Below are 12370 nucleotides of genomic sequence, written 5' to 3' on the forward strand. Positions count from 1 at the left end.
TCCGACCTGGCCTTTCGTTACGTACCCACGACCTCCGCTTTGCGATCCCATGACTCTGGCCTCCTACGGTCAAGGAATGGCATGCGCGAGTCGCAAGGGCGCGTGCGGGATCGACGGGGGAAGGTGCCGGTGGGCGACGACGGCAAGGTTCTGGACATCAAGACGGCTGATCTGAAGCTGTCGGCGCCGGTCTTCCACGAACAGGCGAAGAACCTGAGCACCGCGCTGACGAATCTGGTGAAGGCGCTGGACGGCTTCGGCAAGCCCTGGGGCGATGACGAGCAGGGCAAGGCGTTCGGGGATGCCTACGAGCCGCAGCAGAAGGCGATCGAGCGTGGGGCGGGGATCCTGGTGCTCGGGCTGACGAGCATTCACGAGGCGATGATCGACATGTCGGACGGGCATGTGGACAACGACGAGTTGATCGCCGGGATGTTCGCCAAGGTGACCCCGAAGGACGGCCCGCAGGACGGCCCCAAGGACGGTGCCGAGTGAGCATCGAGGACGAGGCCAAGAAGGTCCTGCTCAAGCTGGGCATGTGGTGGCCGGACGCGAACTCGGGCACCCTGCGGCACGCGGCACAGGCCTGGCGCACCTTCGCGGACGCGGTCGACGACGTACGCACCCCGGTGAACAACACGGCGACCTCGCTCATCCACAACAACAAGGGTGAGGCGATCGACACCTTCACCACGTTCTGGGAGCGGTACGCCAAGGGCAAGGACGCGGGCTGGCTGAGCGATCTGGCCAAGTCGTCGCGGAAGATGGCGGACGCGCTGGAGAAGTTCGCGGACGCGGTGGACGACGCGATCACCAAGCTGTGGACGCAGATCGGCATCGACGCGGCGGTGATCGCCGGCGGCATCGCCCTGGCCTTCTTCACCGCGGGCCTGGCCTCGGGGGCGGCGGTGGCGGCCGCCGACGTGATCATCGAGATGGGCGCCACCCTGGGCGTCGCGGTCTCCACCACGGTCGCGGAGATCGCGGCGGGGACGCTGGTCGCGGCCGCGTTCGGCGGCGTCGAGTCGGTCACCGTCGACCTGGCCGTGGCCCAGCCGCTGAAGATCGCCACCGGTCTGCAGGACGGCTTCAGCCTGGACGAGATCAACCAGGCCGCCAAGGACGGCATGATCTACGGCGGGGTGCTGGGTGCCGGAAGCGGCGTGGTGAAGGCGGGAGTCGAGGGCGCGTTCACCAACCCGACGCCGTTCATGCTGCGCCCGCCCTCGCTCCGCCCCGACCTGGTCGAGCTCGGGCCCGCCGCACGCAACTGCGAGCGCACCCGTTGCGTCGGAGAGCCCATCGACGTGGCGACCGGGGCGATGCTCATGTCGCAGACCGACCTGACGCTGCCCGCCTCGCTGCCGTTCGTCTTCGAGCGCACCCATCTGTCCTCCTACCGGGGCGGGGTGTGCTTCGGCCCGACGTGGATCTCCACCCTGGACGAATGCGTCCAGATCGACGGCGAGGGCGTCGTCTTCGCGGGCGCGGACGGCATGCGCCTGGTCTACCCGGTGCCGGCTCCCGGCGAGCCGGTGCTGCCTCTCAAGGGCGCCCGCTGGCCGCTGGAGTGGGACGGCAAACCGGACGGCGTGATGACGATCACCGACCCGGCCACCGGCGTGGTCCGCTCCTTCAGCACCCCGCTGAACTCCGCCACCCCCGGCGTCTTCCACCTGCCCATCGACGCCTGGCAGGACCGAGGCGGCGCCCGCATCGATGTCGAGCGCAACGCCGGCGGCGTCCCCGAGGGCATCCGCCACTCCGGCGGCTACTACCTCGCCGTCGACTCCCACGGCCCGCGCATCACCGCCCTGCGCCTGCTGGAGCGGGCCCCCGACCGCTACACCGGCCAACTCCCCCCGGACGCGGGCACCGTGGTGATGCGCTACGGATACGACGCCGCCGGGAACCTCAGCGAGGTCGTCAACTCCAGCGGCAGGCCCTTGACGTTCACCTACGACGACCAGGGCCGTATGACCCGGTGGACGGACCGCAACGGCACCTGGTTCTCCTACGTGTACGACGAACGCGGCCGCGTCGTACGCACCGACGGCGTCGACGGCATCCTCTCCGGCACGCTCACCTACGACGAGGTGGCCCGCACCACCACGTACACCGACTCGCTGGGGCACTCCTCCAGCCACCGCTACAACGCCGAGGGCCTGGTCGTCGAGGAGACCGACCAACTGGGCCACACCACCCGCACGCAGTGGGACGAGTACGGCGACAATCCCCTCACCAGCACCGACCCCCTCGGACGCACCACCCGGTACGCGTACGACGAGCACGGCAACCTCACCGAACTCACCCTGCCCGACGGCTCGGTGGCCCGCGCCGCCTACAACCGGCTCGGCCAGGCCGTCGAGGTCGTCGAGCCGGGCGGGGCCACCTGGCGCCACACCTACGACGAACTCGGCAACCTCCTCACCACCACCGACCCGCTGGGCGCCCGGACCACCCACAGCTGGGACGGGTCGGGCCATCTGACCGCCGTCACCGACGCCCTCGGCGGCACGCGGCGCATCACCCCGGACCCGGCCGGCCTCCCTGCCGCGATCACCGATGAGCTGGGCCGCACCACGACGGTCCGCCGCGACCCCTTCGGCCGGCCGGCCGAGGTCACCGACCCCCTCGGCCACACCACCCGCACCACCTGGACCACGGAGGGCAGGCCCGCCCGGCGCGAGCACCCCGACGGCACGACGGAGTCGTGGACCTGGGACGCCGAGGGGAACCCCCTCACCCACACCGACCAGGCCGGCCACACCACCCGCCACACTCCCGCCCCGTTCGACGTCCCGGCCACCCACACCACCGCCGACGGCGCCACCTACACCTTCACCCACGACACCGAGCGCCGACTCACGGGCGTCACCAACGCCCAGGGCCTGACCTGGACCTACACCTACGACGAAGCGGGCCGCCCGACCGCGGAGACCGACTTCAACGGCCGCACCCTCAGCTACACCTACAACGCGGCGGGCGAACTGGTCTCGCGCACCAACGGGGCAGGTGAATCCCTCCACTTCACGCGGGACCCGCTCGGCCGGATCACCGAACAGCGCTCCCCCGCGGACGACGGGACCACGACCTACGCCTACGACCCGGCCGGCCATCTGATCCGCGCGGTCAACGCCGACGCGGAGCTCACTCTCGTCCGGGACGCGCTCGGCCGGGTGACGGCCGAGACGGTGAACGGCCGCACCACGACATACGAGTACGACGCCGGCGAGCGGCTCGTCAGCCGCACCACCCCGTCGGGACTGGTCTCGCGCTGGTCGTACTGCCCGACCGGTCGCGCGGTCGAACTGGCCTCGGACGCGGGCACGCTGACCTTCTCGTACGACGCGGCCGGCCGGGAGACGTCGCGCCGCATCGGCGACGGAGTCACCCTGCATCAGGACTGGGACGCCGGGGGCCGCCTCGCCGCCCAGTCCCTCACCGCCCGCTCCGACCTGGCCGACCGCCTCCTCCAGCACCGTACCTACGCCTACCGCGCGGACGGCCATCCGACCGAGATCCGCGACCTGTCCTCGGGTACGAGGAGGTTCACCACCAGCCCGGCCGGCAGGGTCACCGGCGTCCGGGCACACGGCTGGACCGAGGCGTACGCCTACGACACGGCGGGCAACCTGACCCGCGCCGCCGCCCCAGCCGCCGCCCCAGCCGCCGAGGCCACGGGCGAGGCGAGCGGCGGAGCCACCGGCGAGCCCACCGGCGAGCGCGCGTTCGAGTTCGAGTTCGAGTTCGAGGGCACCCTGATCCGCCGGTCCGGGAACACGACGTACGAGCACGACGCCCAGGGCCGCCTGGTCCGCCGCACCCGCAAGCTCCTCAACGGGCAGCGCCGGAGCTGGACCTACACCTGGAGCCCCGAGGACCGCCTCACCGGGGCGGTGACCCCCGACGGAGAGCACTGGCACTACGCGTACGACCCGATGGGCCGCCGCATCGCCAAGTACCGGCTGCTCGAAGACGGCTCGACGGCCGACCGCACCGACTTCACGTGGGACGACACCCGCCTCGCCGAACAGAAGGCCCCGGGCGGCCGGGTCACCACCTGGGACTACGCCCCCGACTCCCACCGTCCCCTCACCCAGACCGATCACCGCCCTCTCGTCCGTACCGGAGGAACGTCCCTCCTGTCGGCGCTGGCCGAGGACACCACCGCCGACCGCACCGTCCGCTTCCACGCCGTCATCACCGACACCGCGGGCACCCCCACGGAACTGGTGTCCCCCGACGGCGAGTTGGCGTGGCAGCACCACCACGTCCTGTGGGGCGCCCGCCACTCCACCGCCCCGGACGAAGGCACGGCCGACTGCCCCCTGCGCTTCCCCGGCCAGTACGCCGACCCCGAAACCGGACTGCACTACAACTACTTCCGCTACTACGACCCGGAAACGGCGCGCTACCTGTCCGCGGACCCCCTCGGGCTGGATCCGGCGCCGAACCACCACGGATACGTCGACACCCCGCTGTCGATGATCGACCCGCTGGGGCTGAAGACGTGCGACGAGCCGGTACCGACGTCGAAGCCCCGGACCGGGGTGAAGGGGCTCATCAAGGAGGCCCAGCTGCCGACTTCCGGCCGCATCCGGTTCGTACCGTCGCAGGACGTCAATGTGAACTCGGGCCTGCCCCGGGGAACGCGGAAGGGCTACATCGACCGCTTCGGTAACGAGTGGATCAAGGGACCGTCGCGCACCGCGGGCCAGCCGTTCGAGTGGGACGTGCAGCTGAGCAAGAAGGGCCGGGCCCAGCTCGGCTGGCTGAGCCGTGACGGCAGCCATCTGAACGTCTCCCTGGACGGAGAGATCACCCACAAGTGAGCCCAGAGAGCCCAGAGAGACGGTGAGACAGTGGACGACGCAGGCGCCGAGCCAGAGACAGAGACAGAGACAGCAGGAAACGGAATGACCGCCATGGAACAGACCGAGCAGGCCGATCAGACCCCAGAGGACGCGTTCCACTTCTACGCCGAAGTGCGCATCACCCACTCCCCGCGCCGCCCGGAACTGGCCGGCCGCCTCGGGGCGATCCTCGGCATCACCGAACCCCGCGACCCCGAGGTTCCCCCCGCCTACGCGGTCATGGTGGACGACTACGACTACACGGTGCAGTTCGAACGCCACGAACTGACCCCGACGGGCCAGGACCGCAAGCACGAGGACTACTACTAGAGCGACTGGAACGACGCGGTCGGTTGCAGATGAAACACGTCAAGGCTGCCTGGGACGGCGACCTCCAGGGGTTCTTCACGGACGCCACTGCGTACCTGGCGGCGCTCCCCGAACTCGAAGGAGCGCTGCCCCCCGGCGCCCGGGCCTTCGCCTCCGACGCCGACCACTACACCCGGAACGCCACGCGGTGCGTGAAGGACCTGGAGCTCTCCGACATCCGGATCGCGACGGACAAGAGCGGAACGCTCACCCTCGAATTCGCCCCCAACCAGTGGAAGCACGACGCGGGTCTTCGCATCACCTACGACGGCGTGGTCCATTTCACCCTCACCTACGACCACGAAATCGACTGGATGCGGTCCGACGCCGTGCTCCTCGACGAGATCCTCCCCACCGCCGACGGCGGCTGCACCCACGAGATAGCCCTGACCGACGCCACGATCACGGTCCACGCCAACGACCTCCGAGCGACCTGGGTCGAGACCGTCGAGACGGCGGGGGCGGGGTGACACCCGCGCGGCGTCGGCGCCGCATCCGTCAAAAGCAAAAGCCCCAGGTCACGGCGAGTGAGTCCTGGGGCTTCCACAGAGCCGCCTTCGGGATTCGAACCCGAGACCTACGCATTACGAGTGCGTTGCTCTGGCCAACTGAGCTAAGGCGGCACGCCGTCCGCACCATGGTGCGATCAGCAACGCGGCCAAGTCTACACAGTTTCCAGGGGTGCTCCTGACCACCCCTGTTCGAGGGACTTCTGCAGCTCAGGTGCACTTCTTGCCCTCGGGCGGGGCCGTGCCCTCCAGGAGGTACGTGTTGATCGCGGTGTCGATGCAGTCGCTGCCCCGGCCGTACGCCGTGTGGCCGTCGCCCTCGTAGGTGAGGAGCCTGCCGGAGGCCAGCTGGGAGGCCATGGACTTCGCCCACTTGTAGGGGGTGGCCGGGTCGCGGGTGGTGCCGACCACGACGATCGGGGCCGCGCCCTTCGCCTCGATGCGGTGCGGGGTGCCGGTGGCCCTGACCGGCCAGTACGCGCAGTTCAGAGCCGCCCAGGCGAAGCCCTCGCCGAAGACCGGGGAGGCCTTCTCGAAGGAGGGGACCGCGGCGTCGACCGCGTCGGGGCCGGCGAAGGAGGGGGGCAGGTCGAGGCAGTTCACGGCCGTGTTCGCGTACATCAGGTTGGCGTACTTCCCCTCCGCGTCCCGCTCGTAGTACGAGTCGGCGAGGGTCAGCAGGCCACCGCCGTCGCCGTGCATCGCGCGCGTGAGGCCGGCGCGCAGCTCGGGCCAGGTCGTCTCGTCGTACATCGCGGCGATCACGCCCGTCGTGGCGAGCGCCTCGCCGAGCTTGCGGGACTCGCCGGTCTCGACCGGCTTCGCGTCGAGGTCGGCGAAGAACTTCTTGAGCCGCGTCGACGCGTCCGCCACCGACGTCGTGCCCAGCGGGCAGTCCTTGCTCCGCACGCAGTCCGCCGCGAACGACTGGAACGCCGTCTCGAAGCCCGCCGTCTGGTCGCGGTTCATCTCCAGGGCCGGCAGGGACGGGTCCATCGCGCCGTCGAGGACCAGGCGCCCGGTGCGGTCCGGGAACAGCTCGGCGTAGGTCGCGCCCAGGAAGGTGCCGTAGGAGGCGCCCACGTAGTGCAGCTTCTCGTCGCCGAGCAGCTGCCGCAGGATGTCCATGTCACGGGCCGCCTCAACCGTGGAGACATGCGGCAGCACCTTCCCGGAGCGGGTCTCGCAGCCCTTCGCGAAGTTCTTGAACGAGGTCGCGAGCGCCCCCTTCTCGGCGTCGTCGTCCGGGGTCTGGTCGACCTGGGTGTACGCGTCCATCTCCTGACTCGTCAGGCATTCGACGGGCTCGCTGCGGGCCACCCCGCGCGGGTCGACGGCCACCATGTCGTACCGGGCCCGGACCGGGGCAGGGTAGCCGAGGCCCGCGTACTGCTGGAGGTAGCCGACCGCCGTGCCGCCCGGGCCGCCCGGGTTGACCAGGAGCGACCCGATCCGCTTGCCCGGGCCGGTGGCCTTCTTGCGGGCGACCGCCAGCTTGATGGAGGTGCCCGCCGGCTTGTCGTAGTCCAGCGGCGCCTTCATGGTGGAGCACTCGAAGCCCGGTACGCCGCACGCCCGCCACGTCAGCTTCTGCTGGTAGTACGTGCGCAGGGCGGCCGACATCCGGGCGCCCGCGGCCGATGTGGTGGACGCCGTCGCGGTGGTGGACGAGCTGCCCGACGAGCATCCGGAGGCGAGCAGCCCGGCTGTCGCGACAGCGAGGGCGGAGGAACGGAGCAGGCGCCTGGAGTCCATCCCCGGAGCGTAACCGGGGAGTGACGGCATGTGCCCCGTTGGTTGCCGGACGACGGCTCGTACGAGTGAGCCGGTCCACTGCGGGGCCAGGGGACGAGCGGGGGCGGTATCGTCCCCGGTCGCCTTATCCCGCCCGCAGCGCCAGCGTCATCGCCTCCACCGCCAGCAGCGGCGCCACATTGCGGTCCAGTGCCTCGCGGCAGGCGAGGACCGCCTCTATGCGGCGCAGGGTGCCCTCGGGCGCGGAGCCGCGCGCGATGCGGTCCACCGCGTCCCGTACCTCCTCGTTCGCCAGCGCGATACGGGAGCCGAGCTGGAGCGCCAGGACGTCGCGGTAGAAGCCGGTGAGGTCCGTGAGGGCGAGGTCCAGGCTGTCCCGCTGCGTACGCGTCTTGCGGCGCTTCTGGCGGTCCTCCAGGTCCTTCATCGCCCCGGCGGTGCCGCGCGGCATACGGCCTCCGGCCTGGGCGCCGAGGGCTGCCTTCAGGTCATCGGTCTCCTTGACGTCGACCTCTTCCGCGAGCTGCTTGGCGTCCTCGGCGGCCGTGTCGACCAGCTCCTGGGCGGCCTTGAGGCAGCCACCCACGTCCTCGACCCGGAGCGGCACCTTCAGCACGGCGGCGCGGCGGGCGCGCGCGCGGTCGTCGGTGGCAAGGCGGCGGGCCCGGCCGATGTGGCCCTGGGTGGCGCGGGCGGCGGCGAGGGCGGTCTCCGGCGGGATGCCGTCACGACGGGTGAGCACCTCGGCGACGGCTTCGACCGGCGGCGTCCGCAGTGTCAGATGGCGGCAGCGCGAACGGATGGTCGGCAGCACGTCCTCCAGCGACGGCGCGCAGAGCAGCCACACCGTGCGCGGGGCGGGCTCCTCCACGGCCTTCAGGAGCACATTGCCCGCGCCCTCGGTGAGCCGGTCGGCGTCCTCCAGGACGATCACCTGCCAGCGACCGACGGCGGGCGACAGCTGGGCGCGCCGGACGAGGTCGCGGGTCTCCTTCACGCCGATGGAGAGCAGGTCGGTGCGGATGATCTGCACGTCCGCATGTGTGCCGACGAGCGCGGTGTGGCAGCCGTCGCAGAACCCGCAGCCTGGCTGCCCGCCCAGTGCCCGGTCGGGGCTGACGCACTGGAGCGCGGCGGCGAACGCGCGCGCGGCCGTGGACCGGCCCGAGCCGGGCGGCCCGGTGAACAGCCACGCGTGCGTCATCTTCGACGCGTCCGGGACGGGCTCGCCGGCCGAGACCGCGGTCACCTGCGTGTCGGCGTCACGCGCGGCAGCGGCCAGTTGCTCCTGCACCCGGTCCTGGCCGACCAGGTCGTCCCACACCGTCATGGGTCACCGCCTCCGCACTCTGTTCCGCCCCGTACGTCCCCGCTACGACCCCATTGTGAGGGAGGGGTCGGACAATCCCGTCCGGCGCGGCTTTCCCGCAGGTCAGCGGCGGCGGCCCCGGCGGTCGTCATCGTCGTCGGCGCGCGGCCCGAGCAGCTCGTCGGCGAGCGAGGGCAGATCGTCCAGCGGGGTCTCCTCGGCCCAGTCCGAACGCCGCTTGGGCCGCCGGCCCCGCTTCGCCTCCGCTCCGGCCTCGGGCTCCGCGCCCAGCTGCTCGGGGTCGACCTGCGGCAGCTCCCGCGTCCGCTCGTTCGCCCGCTCGGGCTGCTCCTGCTCGTCCCGGAAGATCCCCCGCGGGAACCGCTCCGCGTCCCGCACCGGCGGCAGGACCGTCGTCTCCTCGGCGTCCCGCGCCCGCTCCCGTACGGGAGGCAGCACAGTCGTCTCGTCCGCGTCCCGTACGGGCGGCAGCACCGTCGTCTCGGCGGCCTCGGCCGGGACCTGCGGCAGGACCGTGGTCTCTGCGGCGTCCCGAGCGGCCCGGCCGGGGGCGTCCGTGCCCGGCACCGCGACTTCCTGGGTGATCTCGTTGGGGCTCACCTCGGGGTGCCCGGCCGGGTTCACGACGGGCGTGGGCACCGTCACCTCGGAGGCGGACTCCGCCTCGGGCTTCCGCCTCGCGCGCGTGGCCGAAGCCTCCGCGCCCTTGGCGGGAGCGGAGGGAGACGCCGTCGCAGGGGCGGAGGGAGAGCCCGTGGCGGTCGGCGCGGCGGCCGCCGCGGTCGCCGCAGCCGCAGCCGCCGCACTCGCCGCCTCCGCGAGCCGCCGGGCCTCCTCAGCCCGCCGCAGCGCCTCCTCGGCCTTGCGCTGCTTCTCCAGACGGCGCTCCTCGGCCTCGGCGCGCAGCCGGGCCTGCTCCTCCGCCTGCTTGCGCAACCGGGCCTGCTCGGCCTCGGCGGCCTTGGCCTCCGCCTCGCGCCGGACGCGCTCCTCCTCGGCGAGACGCCTGGCCTCCTCGGCCCGCAGCCGGGCCTCCTCCGCCTGGCGCTCCTCCTCGCGGCGGCGCGCCTCCTCCAGCTCGCGCCGCTTGCGCTCCTCCTCCTCGGCGCGCAGCTTGGCGAGCTGCGCCTGGCGCTCGCGCTCCAGGCGCTCCTCCTCGGCCTTGCGCGCGGCCTCTTCCTCGGCCTTGCGCCGGGCCTCCTCCTCGGCCGCCTTGCGCGCCTCCTCCTGGGCCTTCACCTCGGCCTCGGAGAGCGGCAGCACCTGGTCGAGCCGGTGGCGTACGACCGTGGTGACCGCCTCGGGCTCCTGGCCCGCGTCCACCACCAGGTAGCGGGACGGGTCGGCGGCCGCCAGGGTGAGGAAACCTGCCCTTACGCGCGCGTGGAACTCGGGCGGCTCCGATTCGAGCCGGTCCGGCGCCTCCGTGAACCGCTCGCGCGCAGTCTCCGGCGACACGTCGAGCAGCACGGTCAGATGCGGTACGAGACCACCCGTCGCCCAGCGGTTGATCCGGGCGATCTCGGTCGGCGACAGATCGCGCCCGGCGCCCTGGTAGGCGACCGACGAGTCGATGTAGCGGTCCGAGATGACGATCGCGCCGCGCTCCAGGGCGGGTCGGACCAGCGAGTCGATGTGCTCGGCGCGGTCCGCCGCGTACAGCAGGGCCTCCGCGCGGTTGGAGAGCCCGGCGCTGGAGACGTCGAGCAGGATCGAGCGCAGCCGCTTGCCCACCGGAGTCGCGCCCGGCTCACGGGTCACCACGACCTCGTGGCCCTTGGCCCTGATCCACTCGGCCAACGCCTGCGCCTGCGTGGACTTGCCCGCGCCGTCGCCGCCCTCAAGGGCGATGAAGAAGCCGGTGGGGGCCGGGGCCTGCACCGGGTCGGCGCCGCGCACCGCGTCCCGCAGATCGCGCCGCAGCGGCACGCCCTGCCGGTCGTCGGTCTTGGCCAGGACGACCGCGGCGACCGGCAGCAGCAGCGCGCCGACGAGCATCAGCGTGAAGCCGGCGCCGCCGTGCGCGAAGACGAATCCGTCGCCGGCCAGACGGTGCGGGCCGATGGCGGCGGCGACCAGCGGGGCGAGGATCGCGCCGAGGCCGATCGCGACCCGTACGACCGCCTGGAGGTGGTCGGTGGTGCGGGCCCGGCGGTGCTCCTCGGTCTCCTGGTCGATCAGCGTGTGCCCGCTGTTGGCCGCCACACCTGCGGCGACGCCTGCGAGGAGCGCGATGAACAGAACCGTCGCGGTGTCCGAAACCAGCCCCATCGCGAGCAGCGCGACCCCGGTGACCGCGATGGCCAGCGAGAGCAGCCGCCGCCGCGAGAGGACGGGGAGCACCTTCGGCGCGGTACGGATACCCACGCCCGCGCCGCCGATCAGAGCGAGCACCAGCAGCGCGAATGAGGCGGGCCCGCCGCCGAGGTCCGCCGCGTGCAGCACGGCCACGGCCACCGCCGACGCGAGGGCGCCCGCGACCGCCCCGCAGGCCGGCACGAGCAGCGGAATCGCGCCCGTACGCCCCTTGTCGGGACCGGCGCCGGTCGAGGGCCTGCGCAGCCCCTCCAGCGGCGAGCGGGCGCGCGGAGTCTGGGAGTCCGGAAGTTCGAGCATCGCCAGGACGGAGACGGACGCGGCGAACAGACCGGCCGCCACGTACGAGCCGAGCGCCGCCTGGTGCAGCGAGAACCAGTCGATGCCCTTGCCGAGGCCCTTGCTCACGAGCGCGGCCACCAGCAGGGCGGCGGCGGCCGTCGGCACGGACGCGAACGTCGTACGCAGCGACAGGCGCCGCAGCGCGTCCAGATGGTCCGGCAGCGGGCGCACGGCGGCGCCCTCCAGCGGGGGCGCGGGCAGCAGCGCGGGCGCCGCGCTCTCCTTGCACACCGTCCAGAACCGCTCGGCGACACCGGCCACGAAGACGGTGGCCAGCAGGAAGATCAGCGCGTTGTCGGGGGTCCAGTCGATCCACAGCGGCGCGACGATCAGCAACGCGGCGCGTACGCCGTCCGCCCCGATCATGGTCCAGCGCCGGTCGAGCGGACCGCTGGGCGCGGTCAGCGCGGACACGGGTCCGAGCAGCACCGCCCCGAAGAGGAACGTCGCGAGGACCCGGGCGCCGAGCACCGCGGCCACGGCGAAGGCCGCGCCCCGGTAGCCCCCGCCGAGGGCGTCCTCAAAGACCGCCGCCTGCAGGGCAAGCAGCAGCAGGACGAGTACGGCCAGGGCGTCGCCGATCCCGCCGACGAACTGCGCGCTCCACAACCGCCTCAGCGGCGGGATGCGCAACAGGGCCCGTACGGCACGCTCGCGTGAGTCTGCGGCTAGGGCGTTGGAAACGGGGCTCACGACCGTGGGGGTCCCCCCTACGCCATCGGAGCTCTGGGGATGCTCGGCTCGCGTCATCCGCCCAGCCTATCCGGAGCGTCCAGATCCCCGAGGGCCCGCCCGAACATACGGGCGGGATCCGCTCGGGGGGGGGGGGGGGGGGGGGGGGGGGGGGGGGGGGGGAGCGAGGGGCGGCGGGGGGGGCTGTCGGGATGAGGCCT

At 72.5% G+C, this 12370-nt stretch carries 7 protein-coding genes and 1 tRNA gene; 4 read left to right on the plus strand and 4 right to left on the minus strand.

What is annotated here, in order from left to right; translation table 11 throughout:
* Window positions 1–81 precede the first annotated feature (81 nt).
* The 4 genes from ACZ499_RS23135 (at window position 82) to ACZ499_RS23150 (ending at window position 5695) form a co-directional block, all read left to right on the plus strand.
* Window positions 82–495 carry a hypothetical protein gene (locus ACZ499_RS23135; protein ID WP_468677527.1) on the plus strand — a complete coding sequence of 138 codons (414 nt, stop codon included), beginning with the start codon at window positions 82–84 and terminating at the stop codon, window positions 493–495.
* On the plus strand, window positions 492–4835 hold the full coding sequence (locus ACZ499_RS23140; protein ID WP_468677528.1) for a polymorphic toxin type 17 domain-containing protein: 4344 nt from the start codon (window positions 492–494) through the stop codon (window positions 4833–4835). Before ACZ499_RS23135 ends, ACZ499_RS23140 begins: the two co-directional genes overlap by 4 nt.
* Window positions 4836–4919: 84 nt before the next feature.
* Entirely contained in the window at window positions 4920–5186 is a 267-nt protein-coding gene (locus tag ACZ499_RS23145) for a hypothetical protein (RefSeq protein WP_468412902.1), read from the plus strand.
* A 29-nt stretch (window positions 5187–5215) separates the two neighbouring features.
* Window positions 5216–5695: a hypothetical protein gene (locus ACZ499_RS23150; RefSeq protein WP_468677530.1), complete on the plus strand. Its 480-nt coding sequence runs from the start codon at window positions 5216–5218 to the stop codon at window positions 5693–5695.
* Window positions 5696–5774: 79 nt separating this feature from the next.
* On the opposite strand, the gene ACZ499_RS23155 is transcribed toward ACZ499_RS23150, so the two are convergent.
* The 4 genes from ACZ499_RS23155 to tmk all read right to left on the minus strand — a co-directional run bounded on the left by ACZ499_RS23155 (window position 5775) and on the right by tmk (window position 12227).
* Window positions 5775–5848 (minus strand) — tRNA-Thr (locus ACZ499_RS23155).
* Between the two features lie 96 nt (window positions 5849–5944).
* Window positions 5945–7489: an alpha/beta hydrolase gene (locus ACZ499_RS23160; RefSeq protein ID WP_468677532.1), complete on the minus strand. Its 1545-nt coding sequence runs from the start codon at window positions 7487–7489 to the stop codon at window positions 5945–5947.
* A gap of 124 nt (window positions 7490–7613) precedes the next feature.
* Entirely contained in the window at window positions 7614–8819 is a 1206-nt protein-coding gene (locus tag ACZ499_RS23165; protein ID WP_468412908.1) for a DNA polymerase III subunit delta', read from the minus strand.
* Between the two features lie 102 nt (window positions 8820–8921).
* Complete coding sequence (tmk, locus tag ACZ499_RS23170) at window positions 8922–12227, minus strand: dTMP kinase (RefSeq protein WP_468677534.1); 3306 nt, start codon at window positions 12225–12227, stop codon at window positions 8922–8924.
* Window positions 12228–12370 lie beyond the last annotated feature (143 nt).

It is taken from the genome of Streptomyces sp. NPDC031265 (assembly GCF_055570295.1).